Origin of the sequence: Arthrobacter sp. EpRS71 (assembly GCF_001512285.1) — a bacterium.
GTDB lineage: Bacteria > Actinomycetota > Actinomycetes > Actinomycetales > Micrococcaceae > Arthrobacter.
The window spans coordinates 274,118-289,019 of sequence record NZ_LNUV01000004.1; the positions used below are offsets into that span (position 1 = coordinate 274,118).

The 14,902-nt window shown below is 61.6% G+C and carries 14 protein-coding genes and 1 other RNA gene; 9 read left to right on the top strand and 6 right to left on the bottom strand.

Going from position 1 to position 14,902, the window contains the following annotated elements:
• Positions 1-113 precede the first annotated feature (113 nt).
• Positions 114-2,171, top strand: coding sequence for an acyltransferase family protein (locus AR689_RS08730; protein ID WP_062069143.1), 2,058 nt, complete (start codon positions 114-116; stop codon positions 2,169-2,171).
• Positions 2,172-2,179: 8 nt separating this feature from the next.
• Here the strand turns inward: AR689_RS08730 and AR689_RS08735 are convergent, their stop codons facing one another.
• Positions 2,180-3,247 carry a D-2-hydroxyacid dehydrogenase gene (locus AR689_RS08735; protein WP_062069146.1) on the bottom strand — a complete coding sequence of 356 codons (1,068 nt, stop codon included), beginning with the start codon at positions 3,245-3,247 and terminating at the stop codon, positions 2,180-2,182.
• A gap of 70 nt (positions 3,248-3,317) precedes the next feature.
• Between AR689_RS08735 and AR689_RS08740 the strand changes: the two genes are divergently transcribed.
• The 3 genes from AR689_RS08740 to AR689_RS08750 are packed head-to-tail and all read left to right on the top strand — an operon-like array spanning position 3,318 to position 6,090.
• Positions 3,318-4,217: an NAD(P)-dependent oxidoreductase gene (locus AR689_RS08740; RefSeq protein ID WP_062069149.1), complete on the top strand. Its 900-nt coding sequence runs from the start codon at positions 3,318-3,320 to the stop codon at positions 4,215-4,217.
• 53 nt (positions 4,218-4,270) lie between these two features.
• Positions 4,271-5,041: an SDR family oxidoreductase gene (locus tag AR689_RS08745; protein WP_062069152.1), complete on the top strand. Its 771-nt coding sequence runs from the start codon at positions 4,271-4,273 to the stop codon at positions 5,039-5,041.
• Positions 5,041-6,090, top strand: a complete 1,050-nt coding sequence (locus tag AR689_RS08750) for an L-idonate 5-dehydrogenase (RefSeq protein WP_062069155.1) — start codon at positions 5,041-5,043, stop codon at positions 6,088-6,090. Before AR689_RS08745 ends, AR689_RS08750 begins: the two co-directional genes overlap by 1 nt.
• A 4-nt stretch (positions 6,091-6,094) precedes the next feature.
• On the opposite strand, the gene AR689_RS08755 is transcribed toward AR689_RS08750, so the two are convergent.
• Positions 6,095-6,823 carry a FadR/GntR family transcriptional regulator gene (locus AR689_RS08755; protein ID WP_043471334.1) on the bottom strand — a complete coding sequence of 243 codons (729 nt, stop codon included), beginning with the start codon at positions 6,821-6,823 and terminating at the stop codon, positions 6,095-6,097.
• Positions 6,824-7,056: 233 nt separating this feature from the next.
• Here AR689_RS08755 and gnd point away from each other — a divergent pair, with 233 nt between their 5' ends.
• Both gnd and AR689_RS08765 read left to right on the top strand, forming a co-directional pair.
• Positions 7,057-8,493 (top strand): NADP-dependent phosphogluconate dehydrogenase, encoded by a 1,437-nt coding sequence (gene gnd, locus AR689_RS08760; RefSeq protein WP_062069158.1) that lies wholly within the window; start codon positions 7,057-7,059, stop codon positions 8,491-8,493.
• Between the two features lie 100 nt (positions 8,494-8,593).
• On the top strand, positions 8,594-9,433 hold the full coding sequence (locus AR689_RS08765; RefSeq protein WP_062069160.1) for an oxidoreductase: 840 nt from the start codon (positions 8,594-8,596) through the stop codon (positions 9,431-9,433).
• Here AR689_RS08765 and epsC read toward each other — a convergent pair.
• From epsC to msrA, 3 genes are all read right to left on the bottom strand, one after another.
• Positions 9,430-10,014 carry a serine O-acetyltransferase EpsC gene (epsC, locus tag AR689_RS08770; protein WP_062069163.1) on the bottom strand — a complete coding sequence of 195 codons (585 nt, stop codon included), beginning with the start codon at positions 10,012-10,014 and terminating at the stop codon, positions 9,430-9,432. The genes AR689_RS08765 and epsC overlap by 4 nt on opposite strands.
• A gap of 41 nt (positions 10,015-10,055) precedes the next feature.
• The gene (gene cysK / locus AR689_RS08775; protein WP_062069167.1) at positions 10,056-10,991 is read right to left on the bottom strand and encodes a cysteine synthase A; all 936 of its coding nucleotides are present in this window, start codon (positions 10,989-10,991) and stop codon (positions 10,056-10,058) included.
• Between the two features lie 66 nt (positions 10,992-11,057).
• Complete coding sequence (gene msrA, locus AR689_RS08780) at positions 11,058-11,582, bottom strand: peptide-methionine (S)-S-oxide reductase MsrA (protein ID WP_062069170.1); 525 nt, start codon at positions 11,580-11,582, stop codon at positions 11,058-11,060.
• Positions 11,583-11,726: 144 nt separating this feature from the next.
• Here msrA and AR689_RS08785 point away from each other — a divergent pair, with 144 nt between their 5' ends.
• The gene (locus AR689_RS08785; protein ID WP_062069173.1) at positions 11,727-12,638 is read left to right on the top strand and encodes a Nif3-like dinuclear metal center hexameric protein; all 912 of its coding nucleotides are present in this window, start codon (positions 11,727-11,729) and stop codon (positions 12,636-12,638) included.
• Positions 12,639-12,726: 88 nt separating this feature from the next.
• Positions 12,727-13,464: a zinc ribbon domain-containing protein gene (locus AR689_RS08790; RefSeq protein WP_062069175.1), complete on the top strand. Its 738-nt coding sequence runs from the start codon at positions 12,727-12,729 to the stop codon at positions 13,462-13,464.
• 30 nt (positions 13,465-13,494) lie between these two features.
• On the opposite strand, the gene AR689_RS08795 is transcribed toward AR689_RS08790, so the two are convergent.
• The gene (locus AR689_RS08795; RefSeq protein ID WP_062069177.1) at positions 13,495-14,259 is read right to left on the bottom strand and encodes a YaaA family protein; all 765 of its coding nucleotides are present in this window, start codon (positions 14,257-14,259) and stop codon (positions 13,495-13,497) included.
• A 68-nt stretch (positions 14,260-14,327) separates the two neighbouring features.
• Here AR689_RS08795 and rnpB point away from each other — a divergent pair.
• An RNA gene (gene rnpB, locus AR689_RS08800) (RNase P RNA component class A) lies at positions 14,328-14,720 on the top strand.
• Positions 14,721-14,902: the final 182 nt, after the last annotated feature.

Sequence of the window (14,902 nt, forward strand, 5' to 3'; positions counted from 1 at the left end):
CCTTGTGGAGGGTGCCGCTCTGTAGTGTCCGGGACACACAATGCGTCCGAAGAGTGTGATGGTAAAACACCGTCGGCAGTGCAGAATTGGTGCAGTGAAAGAGGAGCGTGTCCATGACAACCACCAAGGGCCTTGCATCACCGGAAAGTCCTGGGCGGGTCAGGACGGGTGGAGCGGGCACCAGCTTCAGGCCTGAGATTCAGGGCCTGCGTTCCTTGGCGGTGCTCATGGTTGTCTCGTACCACATTTGGTTCGGCCGGGTTTCCGGTGGAGTGGACGTTTTTCTGCTGATTTCGGCGTTCCTGATGACACTGCAATTCGTGAGCCGTTTCGACGATGCCCGGCCGGTTTCACTGGTGCGGCACTGGTTGCACCTGTTCTGGAGGCTGTTGCCTGCGGTGGTTGTGGTGTTGCTTGCCACGCTGGCGGCCACTTATCTGGTGATTCCCCGCACTCGATGGCTTGAGATCTTCAGCCAAGGGTGGGCGTCCCTTTTCTACGTGCAAAATTGGCTGCTTCAGAAACAGGTGGTCAATTACTACGCGGCAGACCACAGCGTGGCGAGCCCCTTTCAGCACTTCTGGTCGCTGTCCATCCAGGGGCAGGTGTTCATCTTGTGGCCGGCGATCTTTGTTGCCGCTGCCTGGGTGTGCCGTAGGTATGGCCTGAAATACCGGGCTGTGCTGCTGGGAGTGTTCGGGCTGATATTCGCGGTGTCGCTGGCTTATTCGGTCTATTTCACGGCCGCACATCAGGAACTGGCTTATTTCGATACTTTTGCCCGGCTGTGGGAGTTTGCCTTGGGCACTCTCGTGGCGCTGTTGCTCCCGTATCTTCAGCCCGGCCGCGGAGTGCGAGGCGTGCTGGGGTGGGTTGGGGTGGCCGCTATGTTGAGTTGTGGAGCCCTGCTTCAGGTCCAGACCGCGTTTCCCGGGTACGTAGCACTGTGGCCGACCCTGGCGGCCGTGGCCGTCATCATCGCGGGGCAGTCCGGAAGCCGCCTGGGAGTGGACCGCATTCTGTCGTCCAAACTTTTGGTCGGGCTGGGTTCCACCTCGTATGCCCTGTACTTATGGCATTGGCCGCTCTTGGTAGTCACCCTGGTGTGGATGGGCCGGGATCATGCCGATGCTTTGACCGGCACTGTGATCGTTGCTGCGTCGCTGGTGCTGGCGCTTCTTACCACACGGTTTGTGGAGCAGCCTCTGCGCGCATGGAGGTGGCCGGAAGCCAAACGACGGCGCCTGGCGGTGGCCGTACTTGTTTGCCTGGGGGTGGCCGCTGCTCCGATGGTGCAGTTCGGATACCAGCAACAAGTGGAGAAGAATCTGATCGCCCATCAGGACGCCGACGACAACCCCGGTGCGCGCGCCTTGTTGCCCGGCTACGTTGACCTTGTCAGGGAAGGGGCGCGGACACTGCCCACCCCTGAGCAGCTTCCGGAAGATTGGGGAAAGCTCGATGGCCCATGTACCGGTGAGCTCCGTCCCGCGGATCCGGTGCTTTTTTCAGAGTGCCAGCAGAACGACGTCGGCGCTGACGCAGAGAAGACAGTCTTTGTGGTGGGTCAGTCCCATTCGCTGCAATGGCTCGGAGCGATCGGTCCGCTGGCCAAGGAAAACCGTTGGCGTGTTCAAGCAGTCACGTTCGGGGCCTGCCCGTTCATGACTGAAACCGATGAGGTGGGGGACGAATGCAATGCCTTCAACAGGAATGTCCGGGAACACATCCGTATCCATCGGCCCGATGCTGTCTTTCTGGTAGGCACAGCGGCAGTTCCCGACTCACCTGACGAGGACCTGACGTGGGGCCTTGACGAGTTGGTGGGTGAAATGACTGATCAAGGCGTGGAAGTCATCGCCATGCGGGACAACCCGCGTTTCTCTTTCAGCCCCAGTGAATGTGCCATGGCCTCCGGAGTGGATGATCCGCGGTGCCGACCTGCCCTGTCGTCGGTGCTCGCCGAATCCAATCCTTTGGATCAGTTGGAGGGCACCTTCACGGGGTTATCGATCCTGGACATGACGGATTTGATCTGTGACGGCGGGTCCTGTCCAGGCATTGTGGGCAACGTTTACGTGTACCTTGACGACAACCACCTCTCGAGCACTTACGCCAGGACCATGACGGAGGCGTTGTCCGAGAGGTGGTTTGACGCCACGGGGTGGTAGTTGACGGCCTAGTAGAAATGGACCGGATCAACCAGGTGCGGAAGTTCACCACCGTCCAGGAAGGTCCGCAGGTTGCCGCAGAAGCGTTCTGCGATGAGCCGGTTTTCGGCAGCGCTCAATGCCGAGGTGTGCGGCGACACAAGGACCTTGGGGTGAGTCCACAAGGGGCTGTCCTGGGGGAGCGGTTCCACCGCGAAAACGTCCAGGCAGGCGTATGAAACCTGGCCGTTGTCCAGCGCTTCCAGCAAAGCTTCTTCATCCACCACGGTTCCGCGGCCCACGTTCACGAACACGGTGCCCGGTTTCATGGCAGAGAAAATGTCCTTGTTGAAAAGCTTCTCTGTGTATGGCGTGCCGGGCAGCGTGTTGACGACGGCGTCGGCATCAGCGAGCAGGCCGGGCAGGCCACCGTTGTCGGTGACCTCGTCGATCCCTTCAATGGCTTCAACGTTGCGCTTGGTTCCGCTGACTTTCATTCCCAGGGCACGCGCGATTCGGGCGGTTTCCATGCCGATTTCACCGAGGCCGGCGATCACAACTTTGGAGCCGTTGGCCAGCTTGGTGGGTGTTCTCAATTCCGGCCAGAACTTGGCGGCCTGATCCTGTGCCATCTCCGCGCTGCGCTTGAAGCCGTTGAGGATGCCGAAGGCTGAAAATTCCGCCAGCGGCAGTGCGTGGACTCCGGCGGACGTTGTGACGCGGAACTTCTGCAGGGTTTCGGTGTCGAGCCCGGAGGCCTTCACCGCGCCACCGGCTCCTGCTGCCATGGCGTGAATCCATTGCAGATGGGGGTTGCTGCCTGCGATGCGCGCCAGTCCGGCCGGGCTTTCGTTGGGGAAGCCGTAGAGGATCTGGGCCCGGTTCAGCATGTCCCAATAGCGTTCTTCCTGCTCTGGTGTGCGCTCGAATTCGGGATCGCCTGCGTGATCGGCCGGGAAGCGTTCCGGCGGAAGGAGCTCGGGTTCGTAGAGAACTGTTACGGAGGGATCTACAGCGCGGATCAGCTCTACATGCTCGGCTTCGAGGGGTACAGCGATGGCGATGGTAAGTTCATCAGTCGTCATAGTGTTCATCATACTGAATGGAGGCTAGGATATTGAACAGAATTTGCGAAGATGACCACAAAGAAGTGAGGTATTACCTGCCATGACAAGCACAAGAGTTGGCTTCGTTGGCCTGGGTCTCATGGGGGCGCCCATGGCCTCAAACATCGCAAAGGCCGGTTGGAACGTCACCGCCTGGAACCGCTCCGGTGCCGCCTTTGAAGGATTGGCCGTCCAGCGTGCAGCCAGCGTCGCCGAACTGCGCAACGAAGACGCCATCATCTTCATGCTCCCAGACCTTCCCTTCATCGAAGAAGCTTCAGCTGACTTGCTGGAGTCCTGGCGGAGCAATCCGCCCCGGCCGGGTACCGCCGTCGTTATCATGAGCAGCGTTTCTCCTACCGCGGTCCAGCAATTCGGCGAAGCTGTTCACCAGGCGACCGGCGGCAACGCGGTAGTAGTGGACGCGCCGGTCAGTGGCGGCACCGCGGGCGCACAAAGCGGAAACCTTGCCATTATGGTGGGCGCGAGCGAAAGCCGGTTCGAAGCGCTCAAGCCGCTTCTCGAAACCATGGGGACCACCGTACGGCGCATGGGGCCGCTTGGATCGGGGTCGCTCGCGAAAGCCTGCAACCAGCTCATTGTGGGAACCACGACGGCGGCCCTCGCCGAAGCAGCCGAACTCGCCGAACGCTCCGGCATGGAGGTGAAAGCCCTCTTCGAGGTTCTCTCCGGAGGGCTGGCCGGAAGCAGGGTGCTGGACAATGTTGGCCCCCGGCTGGCCGCCAAGGATTATGCCCCCACCGGACCGGCCAAGTTCATGCACAAGGATCTGGGCTTCGTGGTGTCCAGTGCGGAAGCCGTTGGTTCCGCCGTTCCCATGGCGTCTGCGGCAATTGACCTGTACGCCGAACTCAAGCGCCAAGGTCTGGGCGATCATGACCTCGCTGTCGTCAGGCAAACAATCGCGAACCTTAGCCGCACATCAGCCAGCACCAACTGAACCGGCAGCAGTAACTGAACCGGCCCAACCGAAGAAGGAATGAAAAACAAACTATGAGTGGACTTTTTGATCTGACCGGGCGGGTTGCCTTGGTCACTGGCTCCAGCCGCGGGATTGGTAACGCCCTGGCTAAAGGGCTGGCAGACGCAGGCGCCACGGTGGTGTTGAACGGCATCAGTCCGGACCGTCTCGAATCAGCCCACCAAGCCATGGAGATTGACTATCCGCAGGGGCGGGTCCATAGCCGTGCATTCGACGTCACCGATGCCACGGCCGCCGCAGAGGGAGTGGCCTGGATCGAGGAGAACGTCGGGCCGCTGGACATCCTGGTAAACAACGCCGGAATCCAGCACCGTGTGCCCATGCTGGACCTGGACGTGAAGGATTGGGATCGTGTCATCACCGCAAACCTGACCAGCGCCTTCCTGGTGGGTCGGGAAGTGGCGCGGCACATGATCCCCCGGGGACAAGGGAAGATCATCAATATCTGCTCGGTCCAGACAGACCTGGCCCGCCCCACCATCGCTCCCTACGTGGCGGCGAAGGGCGGGCTCCGTAACCTGACCCGCGCCATGACCGCAGAGTGGGCGGCCAGCGGATTGCAGATCAACGGCATCGCACCGGGGTATATCCACACGGAAATGACGCAGAACCTGGTGGACGATCCCGATTTCAACTCCTGGATCCTCGGCCGGACCCCGGCCAACCGTTGGGGAACAGTGGCCGATCTGGCCGGGCCAGCCGTCTGGCTCGCCTCGCAAGCATCCAATTTTGTCAACGGTCAGACGATCTTCGTTGACGGTGGAATGACGGTGGTGGTCTGATGCGCATCATTCTCCCGACGTCCGGACCCGCCGTCGTTGCCCATGGCAAGGGCGATCTCAGGATTGAAGACATCCCCTTGACCGTGCCGGCCACCGACGAGGCGATCGTGGAGATCGCCTACGGCGGGATCTGCGGATCTGACCTTCACTACTGGCTGCATGGGGCAGCAGGGGAGTCCATCCTCAAGGAGCCCATGGTCCTGGGGCACGAAATTGTGGGCGTGGTGGTTCAGCAAGCAGCCAATGGCGAGGGTCCCGCAGTGGGAACGCCCGTGGCCGTCCACCCCGCCACGCCGGCCCCCGGAGACGTCCGATACCCTGAGGACCGGCCCAACCTCTCTCCGGGTTGCACATACCTGGGTAGTGCGGCACGGTACCCCCACACGGATGGCGCGTTCAGCCGCTATGCCAACCTGCCGGCCAGGATGCTGCGCCCGCTGCCGGAGAACCTGGACCTGAGGACGGCCGCACTGGTTGAGCCGGCCAGTGTGGCATGGCATGCCGTTGCCCGCGCGGGCGATGTCGCAGGAAAAACCGCCCTGGTGATTGGCAGCGGCCCCATTGGTGCACTCGTCGTCGCCGTACTCAAGCGCGCCGGAGCGGCCCGGATCGTCGCCGTCGACATGCATGACAAGCCCTTGGAAATTGCCCGTGCTGTTGGCGCTGACGAGGTCCTCAAGGGCGACGATGCCGGGGCTATAGCGGCAGTGGACGCCGACGTCGTTATTGAATCTTCAGGAAGCCATTTTGGCCTTGCCTCGGCCATCAAGGGCGCCACCCGCGGCGGCAAAGTGGTGATGGTGGGGCTGCTGCCGTCAGGACCGCAGCCCGTCTTCATCTCCCTGGCCATCACCCGGGAGTTGGAACTGCTGGGTTCGTTCCGCTTCAATGACGAAATCGACGACGTCATTGCTGCCTTGGCCGATGGTTCGTTGTTGGTGGACCCCGTGGTCACGCACGAGTTCGACCTCTCCCAAGGCTTGGAAGCATTTGACGTTGCGAGGAACTCAGCCGAATCCGGCAAGGTGTTGCTGAACTTCCAGCAGTAACCAGTTAGTTCTTCGCGACGGGGACGAACACGCGGGGCTGGTCATTCCAGCTGGGAGCCAGCTCCGCAATGGTCTGCCGCATGATTTTGGCGGCGGCATCGCGCGCGAGGGAGCCGTCTCCTGCATCTATCGCGTGGGCGACGTCCATGTGCCACTGGAGCGCCTGCTTTTGGGGGTGTTCGGGCATCAGCCCGTGGACGGTTCGGCCTGTGAGGGTCTCCGTGACCTGGCCAATCAGGTTGGCGAACATTTCGTTGCCGGAGCCGGAGAGGACCAGTGCATGGAACCGGATGTCGAGGTCAAGGAACCGGGCCATGTCACCGGCATCGCCGGCTTCCTTCATGGCAAGTGAGATGCCCACCAACTCCTGCCGAAGACTTTCCGGTGCGTTCCCTGCAGCCAGTTCTGCCGCTACAGGCTCGACGGCGGAACGCAGCTCAGCAAGGGACCGCAACTGGGCGCCCCGCCCCTCGCCGGCGAGCCGCCAACGAATCACTAAAGGATCGAAGGGGTTCCAGCGATGTGCCGGCAACACACGGATACCCACTCGCTTGATGGTCTCCACGAGCCCCAGCGACTGTAGAACACGGACAGCTTCACGGACCACGGAGCGCGAGACCTTGAGCTCGTCTTCCAAATGCTCGGCCAGCATGACATGGCCCGTGGGAAGGGCACCGCCGACGATTCTGGTGCCCAAGTGCTCTACGGCGCGGTGGTGGAGGCTGGTTGACATAGAGGTAAGCATAGTGGCGCGGCGACGTCAGGTGCGCAGAGGAAACCGGGGCGGCATCATAGACTGTTTATGACGCGGCACCGTTCCAAAACGTGGGCGCCGCTTTCCCGCACTTGGCTTAAATACGTATGGTTTATTACAGCCCCTGGTTTTGAAATCGCTTCCCGCGTGCCCCCTTGGGTAACGGGCGACTGTTTGTACACGAACTTGTACAAGAACGAAATGGAGTTTTGATGTCAGCACACATCGGTGTCACCGGCCTTGCGGTGATGGGCGCCAACCTGGCCCGCAACCTCGCCCGTAACGGCTTCACGGTGGCTCTCCACAACCGCTCCGTGGAAAAGACTGACGCCCTGCTCGAAAAGCACGGCACAGACGGCGACTTCATCCGCACGGAAACGCTGCAGGAACTCGTGGACTCCCTCGAAAAGCCCCGCCGTGTCCTGATCATGGTCAAGGCAGGCGCTCCCGTTGACAACGTGATCGAGCAGCTCGAGCCGTTGCTCGAGGCCGGGGACATCATCATCGATGCCGGTAACTCGCACTACGAGGACACCCGCCGCCGGGAAGCCGCGCTGGCGAAGAAGGACCTGCACTTCGTCGGCGTCGGTGTATCCGGTGGCGAAGAAGGCGCCCTGAACGGCCCCTCCATCATGCCCGGCGGCTCCCGTGAGTCCTACGACGCCCTCGGCCCGCTGCTGGAAAAGATTTCCGCGAAGGTCGACGGCGAACCGTGCTGCGCATGGATCGGCACCGACGGCGCCGGACACTTCGTCAAGATGGTCCACAACGGCATTGAATATGCCGACATGCAGGTCATCGGTGAAGCGTTCGACCTCCTCCGCTCCGGTGCAGGCATTGAGCCCGCAGAGCAGTCCAAGATCTTCGCTGAGTGGAACAAGGGCGATCTGTCCTCCTTCCTGATCGAAATCTCCGCCGAGGTCCTGGGCCACGTTGACGCCAAGACGGGCAAGCCGTTCGTGGACGTTGTGGTTGATGCCGCAGGTCAGAAGGGCACGGGCCGCTGGACGGTCATCTCCGCGCTGGAACTGGGTTCCCCGGTCTCGGGCATCGCCGAGTCTGTTTTCGCCCGTGCACTGTCGTCCCAGACCGAGCAGCGCAAGCTCGGCCAGGAACTGCTCGCCGGTGAAGAAGCCGCAGTGGAGATCCCCGAGACGTTCGTTGAGGACGTCCGCCAGGCACTGTACGCCTCCAAGCTGGTCTCCTATGCCCAGGGCCTGGACATGCTGACCTCCGCTGCCAAGGAGTACGGCTGGGACTTGAAGCTGGACGAGATCGCTTCGCTCTGGCGTGCAGGCTGCATCATCCGCGCAGAACTGCTCAAGGACATCACCCAGGCCTACGCCGCCGAGGAGAAGCCGGCCAACCTGCTGTTCGCACCGGCCTTCACCAAGGCAATCGCCGAGGCTCTCCCGGCCTGGCGCCGCGTGGTGGCCACAGCAGTCCAGCTGGGCATCCCGGTACCAGTGTTCTCCTCCTCCCTGGCGTACTACGACGGTCTGCGCCGCAAGCGCGTTGCCGCTGCCCTGATCCAGGGCCAGCGCGACCTCTTCGGTGCACACACCTACGGTCGCGTGGACACCGAGGGTACGTTCCACACCCTCTGGGGCGAAGACAAGTCGGAAATCTCGGCAGTCGACACCCACTAGCAATAACATTCCGCCAAAGGCCGGTTCCGCCCAGTTACGCTGGGGTGGGCCGGCCTTTGCCGTACCCAAGAGCCACGCCAGACAGCTGAAGGAGACCACCATGGCAGCCCGGATTGCGCTGGTCACCGGTGCCTCCACCGGAATCGGTTTTGACACAGCCATTGCCCTCAACGCCGCCGGATTCACCGTTTACGCCGGAGCGCGCCGGATGGACAAGATGGAGCCGTTGAAAGAGCACGGCATCAATGTGCTGCCCTTGGATGTCACTTCTGAGGACTCCATGGTCCAGGCAGTGGCGGCGATTGAAGCGGCACACGGCACAGTGGACGTGCTGATCAACAACGCGGGCTACGGTTCCTATGGCTCACTGGAGGAAGTTCCGCTGGCTGAGGGCAGGCGACAATTTGACGTCAACGTCATGGGCCTGGCAGGGATGTCCCAATTGGTGATTCCCGGAATGCGGAGGGCGGGGACAGGCCGGATCATCAACATCACCTCAATAGGCGGCAAAATTTATGAACCCTTGGGTGCCTGGTACCACGGCACCAAGTTTGCGGTGGAGGGAATGAGCGATTCCCTGCGGCTGGAGTTGAGGCCACACGGAATCGACGTCGTCATTATTGAACCATCGGGAACAGATAGTGAGTGGGGCGCCATAGCGGGGGAGGGCCTGTTGATGGCCTCGGGCAGCGGACCCTACAGGGAACAAGCGCACATTGTGGCTGCCGCGTTGGCATCCACCTCCGGAACCGGCCATGTGTTGTCGACGCCGGCGGGGGTTGTAGCAAGAACCATTGTCCGCGCTGCAACGGCAAAACGCCCCAGAACCCGCTACCCGGTGGGCAGGGGCGCCTGGAGCGTCCTGGCAATGCGCAGAATTCTTCCGGACCGCGCCTTCGATGCTGTCTTTTGGAACTTTTACCGAAGGCTCGCCGGCTAGATCCGGTATTCGATGTAGTACTCCGCCGGATCCACGGCAGGTTTGGTTTCGGATCGGGCATCACGGTGCCGCCATGTGGCGGGAATGCCTGTGATGATGGACTCCGGTGGTGCGTCCTTGACCACCACGGCATTGGCGCCGATCGCGCTGCCGGCGCCGATGGTGATGGGACCCAGGACCTTTGCTCCAGCCCCGATCGTCACGCGGTCACCGATGGTCGGGTGACGCTTGACCTTGGCCAAGGACCGGCCGCCGAGCGTTACCCCGTGATAGATCATCACGTCCTCACCGATTTCGGCGGTCTCACCAATCACGACTCCCATGCCGTGATCAATGAAGAAGCGCCGGCCGATGGTTGCACCGGGATGGATTTCGATGCCGGTCAGGAACCTTGCCAGCTGGGAAATCAGGCGGGCTGGAAAGCGGAGCGCCGGATTTTGCCACAGCCGATGGGTGATCCGATGCGCCCAGATGGCGTGCAGGCCGGAGTAGGCGAAAAAGTTCTCAAAAGAGCCTCGAGCCGCCGGGTCGTGGGACCGGGCGGCATCGAGGTCTTCCTTAAGCCTTGCGAAGAAGCTCACAAAGACCTTTCTACAGGAAATGAAGACGTACCGGCGTTGTGTTAGCCGCGGATGTCGTCGAACAACACGGTGGAGATGTAACGCTCACCAAAGTCACAGACGACGGCAACGATCAGCTTGCCCGCGTTCTCAGGGCGCTTGGCCAACTCGAGGGCGCCCCACACAATGGCGCCGGAGGAAATGCCTCCCAGGATACCTTCACGTGCGCCGAGGTCACGGGCTACGCGGACCGAGTCTTCCAGGGTGGCGTCAAGAACTTCGTCGTACACGTTGGTGTCCAGGATTTCCGGAACAAAGTTGGCGCCGATGCCCTGGATCTTGTGCGGGCCAGGGGCTCCGCCGTTGAGGATCGCCGAATCTTTGGGCTCGATGGCCACAATCTGCACGCCGGGCTTGCGCTCCTTGAGGACCTGCCCAACACCTGTGATGGTGCCACCGGTGCCTACGCCAGCCACAAAGATGTCTACTTCACCGTCGGTGTCTTCCCAGACTTCTTCGGCAGTGGTGGCGCGGTGGATCGCAGGGTTGGCCTCGTTGGCGAACTGCTGCGCCCAGATGGAGTTCTCCGTGTTGGCGACGATTTCCTGTGCCTTCTCGACGGCGCCACGCATGCCTTCGGATCCGGGCGTCAGGACGATTTCGGCACCGTAAGCACGCAACATGACGCGGCGCTCGGTGGACATGGTCTCAGGCATGGTCAGGATGACCTTGTAGCCGCGGGCTGCACCCACCAGGGCAAGGGCGATGCCGGTATTACCCGAGGTACCCTCAACGATGGTTCCACCCGGCTTCAAGGCGCCGGACTTCTCGGCAGCATCAATGATGGCCACACCGATGCGGTCCTTGACGCTGTTGGCCGGGTTGTAGAACTCGAGCTTGACTGCAACGGTGGCGTCGAGGCCCTCGGTGAGCCGGTTCAAACGAACCAGCGGAGTCCGGCCGACCAGCTGCGTGACGTCGTCGTAGATCCTTGCCATGAAAATTACGCCTATCTCTGAAGAGGGAATGCTGAGGTCAGCCTAACCATCGGGATCGAAACACCGCTAAGCACTAAGCCATGCAGAGTAATATTTCCGGGCCTTGGCCAGCTTCGGGTTGATGATCACCTGGCAATACCCCTGGTAGGGGAACTTTGCATAGTAATTCTGGTGAACTTCCTCGGCTTCATGAAACTCGGGGAGGCGGCTGACCTCGGTCACGATCGGATCGGACCAGAGGGCCTGGGCGCGTTCGATTGCTTCTTCGAACAACACCTTCTCTTCCGTGGTTGTGTAGAACATTGATGATCGGTACTGGGTTCCCACGTCATAACCCTGCCGATTCAGCGTGGTGGGGTCGTGGAGGGCGAAAAACATGTCCAGGATGACCTCTTCCGGAACTACTGTTTCGTCGAAGGTCACCGCCACAACTTCCGCATGGCCAGTGGTTCCGGAACATACCTCGTAGTAATCAGGATTGCGGACGTGACCGCCGGTGTAGCCGGACACCACCGAGCTGACGCCACGGGTCTTTTGGTATACGGCATCAAGGCACCAGAAGCAGCCGCCGCCAAGTACGAAAGTTTTCATGTTCTCTTCAATGGATCGGAGGGTCTGATGATTCCCGTTTCACCTTACGGGAGAATTACGGCACCGGGGAGGTGCCACGGAGCTCCAGATAGCTGATGGGGCTCAGTAGGCAAGAAATCCGGCTCAGTAGGGAAGAATAAGAGCATGGAAGCAGTAAACACCCACATTTCTGATGTGGATTCCGTCGAAGAGGACGAAACAGCGGACGCCAGTGGTGATCCCACGCTCGGCCAGGTGTTGCTGGCTGTCGAGGAATTATGGCCGGAGTCACTGGCTGAAGACTGGGATGAGGTGGGTCTTGTTGTGGGCCGCCCCAATGTTCCCGTCACCAAAGTTCTCTTTGCCGTGGATCCCACGCTGGCCGTGATCGATGAGGCCGTGGAGTGGGGAGCGGACCTGCTGATCACCCATCACCCGCTGCTTCTCAAAGGGGTTAACTCCGTGGCAGCCACGTCAGCGAAGGGCCTTGCTGTGCACCGGCTGATTGAGGCCGGGACAGGGTTGTTGACCGTGCATACCAATGGAGATTCAGCCGTTGGCGGAGTTTCGGATGTCCTGGCCGATGCTTTCGGCTTGGAGAACGTCACACCCTTGACGCCGGCAAGCAACGGCTTGCCCGAGGAAGGTATTGGCAGGGTAGGGGACCTTCCGGATCTTGAGACGCTCGGTGATTTCGCTGCCAGGGTCTTTGAAATGCTGCCCGCCGTCGCAGGGGGAGTCCGGGTAGCTGGAGACAAAGACGGTCTCGTCCGGCGCGTTGCCGTTTGCGGTGGAGCCGGGGACAGCTTGTTCGATGCCGTCCGCGCCAGCAACGCTGATGTGTACGTCACGGCAGACATGCGTCACCACCCTGCATCTGAAGCCCGCGAAGGTGCCACCAATGGCAGGCCCTACTTGATTGACGTCTCGCACTTCGCCAGTGAATGGCTATGGCTCCCTGCTGCCGCTGACGCGTTGGGCAATGTGCTCGCGGACCAAGGCTACGACGTCGAGATCCGTGTCAGCGGAACCAACAGCGATCCCTGGGACTTCATACTCACTCCCGGCGGGGACTAGAGTCTAGACAGATACGGGCAGCCCTGACGGATAGCGGCGGTTCGGCCGGACCTGATCCCCAGGCCGGTGGCTAATAGCGGAGGTAAGCGTGGCGAAAGCAGCACCGGCAGAACAATTGAAATTGCTTGAACTGCAGGGACTGGATGCCAAGCTCAAGTCGCTTGCCGGCCGCCGGAAGGTTCTGGAAACGGATCCACGCATCACTGACCTCACGGACGCGCTGAGTGTGGCCAACGGCGAGCTAGGCGCCGCCAAGGTTGCCGTTCATGACGCAGAAGCCGAACTTCGGCGTGCGGAAGCCGATGTGGAGCAGGTAGCCACCCGTATTGAACGCGACGAGACCCGGCTCAACAGTGGCACCGGCCTGTCCAAGGATCTGGTGGCCTTGCAGAGCGACATTGCGTCCCTCAACAAGCGTCGTTCTGACCTGGAAGATGTTGAACTCGAAATTCTTGAACGCTTGGATACTTTGCGCGAGCGTCAGGCCGCCCAGCAGTCGATCGTTGATGACATTCAGGGTTCCTTTGGCAGCATCCGAGCTGAACTGGATGAGGCTATTGCCGAGATTGCGGCAGAAGAAACGGTGGTTCGGGGGCAGCGCGCTTCATTCGCTGAATCCCTGGACGCGGGAATTCTTGCCGTCTACGAGAAGACCATTGCCAAGCGCGGAGTCGGTGCGGCCCGTCTGTTCCACGGCAAGTCCGAAGGTTCCGGCATGATGCTCAGTCCCGGCGACCTCGCCGAAGTCAAAGCCGCAGCGGAGGACGACATTGTCTTTTGCCCGGATTCAGGTGTCATCCTGGTTCGTTCGGCGGAGTGGAACTGACGCAGGCCGCTTTCGCCTGCGACTGGTAAGTCAGCTCGACAGGATGATGTTGAGTGCGTGCGGCTTGCGGGCCGTACCCTCAACGAGTTCCGCCCTCCAGATCTCGAGTGCAGCCTGCAACAGCTGCCCCGGGGTTGCAGGCGCCTTCCCTCTCCGGGTCAGCAGGTGCCGCGCCAGTTCGCCGCGGGTGTGCTTGGCGAAGTGACTGACCACCGTGCGCTTGCCGTTCGTTTCGTTGAAGACGTTCACATTGACTGTCTGCGACGCCGGGGGAGCCCAGGCCGCGGCGTAGGTGCTGGAACGGCAGTCCACCAACAGCTCGCCTTCGGCGCGTGAGGCGAGGGCAGCGCTAAGCTGCGGCTTCCAATATGAGGCGAGGCGGCCGACGTCGGGCAGTGCGGTTCCCATGGACAAGCGATAGGCAGGGACGTGGTCGCCAAAGCCGATGACACCCCAGAGCGCGGACACCACCAAGATGGACTCGTTGGCCTTGCGGCGCTGCGTCGACGTCATGCTCTTGTAGCCCAAGGCGTCGTACAGGACCCCGGAATACACTTGGTGCGCGGGCGCCGCTGGCTCGGCGTGCAGCCGCGTATTGCGTTCGACGTCGTCCCTCAGGGAGGCGCCGACCCCCAGCAAAGCGAGAGCGTCCTCGTGCGCACTCACCGTCCCCAGCGCTTCGAGCACCTTGGCCCGGTAGGGGTTCAGTTCAGGAAAGCTGAGCTCATCCCAGTCGATGGAGGGGCCGTTGGCAGCGGGGGTCTTGCCTTCGGAAGGCGGCAGCAGAATCAGCACCAGTCGATATTAGCGGGATTTCACCACGGACCTGGGCACGTCCCGACGCCGGTAGACTGGACAGCGGATGGGTCGACCAGGCGGTCGCGCGTCACGAAAGTGGCTCGAGGAACGTCCGGGCTCCGCAGGGCAGGGTGGTGGGTAACGCCCACTCGGGGTGACCCGCAGGCCAGTGCCACAGAGAACAGACCGCCTGCGCGTTGTGATGTTTTGCATCACAGGGCAGCAGGTAAGGGTGAAACGGTGGTGTAAGAGACCACCAGCTCCCTGGGTGACCGGGGAGGCTAGGTAAACCCCACCCGGAGCAAGGCCAGACAGGACACGTTTGAGGGCTGCCCGCCCGAGTGTCCGGGTAGGCTGCTGGAGGGCGTCGGCAACGGCGTCCGTAGATGGATGGCCGCCACTCCCTTGCCGGTAACAGCAGGGGATGACAGAACCCGGCGTATCGGTCGACCCATCCATTTATGACCCCCTGAAAACCGGGCGTGTGAGTGATTTCACGCCCTGGGGCCGCCTGCAAGCCTTCCGTCCGCCCTAGAATGGTTACTGAACGTAGATGTTCTGCCGCCGGGACTGCGTTCGCAGCCGGCGGATTTTCTTTGCTCTCGTTCAAGGCGCTGTGGGTGGACCGAAGCCCGCTGGC

Excerpts from the sequence above, each read along its gene's own strand:
- AR689_RS08730 (WP_062069143.1), top strand. The coding sequence starts at position 114 with ATGACAACCACCAAGGGCCTTGCATCACCGGAAAGTCCTGGGCGGGTC.
- AR689_RS08735 (WP_062069146.1), bottom strand. The coding sequence starts at position 3,247 with ATGATGAACACTATGACGACTGATGAACTTACCATCGCCATCGCTGTA.
- AR689_RS08740 (WP_062069149.1), top strand. The coding sequence starts at position 3,318 with ATGACAAGCACAAGAGTTGGCTTCGTTGGCCTGGGTCTCATGGGGGCG.
- AR689_RS08745 (WP_062069152.1), top strand. The coding sequence starts at position 4,271 with ATGAGTGGACTTTTTGATCTGACCGGGCGGGTTGCCTTGGTCACTGGC.
- AR689_RS08750 (WP_062069155.1), top strand. The coding sequence starts at position 5,041 with ATGCGCATCATTCTCCCGACGTCCGGACCCGCCGTCGTTGCCCATGGC.
- AR689_RS08755 (WP_043471334.1), bottom strand. The coding sequence starts at position 6,823 with ATGTCAACCAGCCTCCACCACCGCGCCGTAGAGCACTTGGGCACCAGA.
- gnd (WP_062069158.1), top strand. The coding sequence starts at position 7,057 with ATGTCAGCACACATCGGTGTCACCGGCCTTGCGGTGATGGGCGCCAAC.
- AR689_RS08765 (WP_062069160.1), top strand. The coding sequence starts at position 8,594 with ATGGCAGCCCGGATTGCGCTGGTCACCGGTGCCTCCACCGGAATCGGT.
- cysK (WP_062069167.1), bottom strand. The coding sequence starts at position 10,991 with ATGGCAAGGATCTACGACGACGTCACGCAGCTGGTCGGCCGGACTCCG.
- msrA (WP_062069170.1), bottom strand. The coding sequence starts at position 11,582 with ATGAAAACTTTCGTACTTGGCGGCGGCTGCTTCTGGTGCCTTGATGCC.
- AR689_RS08785 (WP_062069173.1), top strand. The coding sequence starts at position 11,727 with ATGGAAGCAGTAAACACCCACATTTCTGATGTGGATTCCGTCGAAGAG.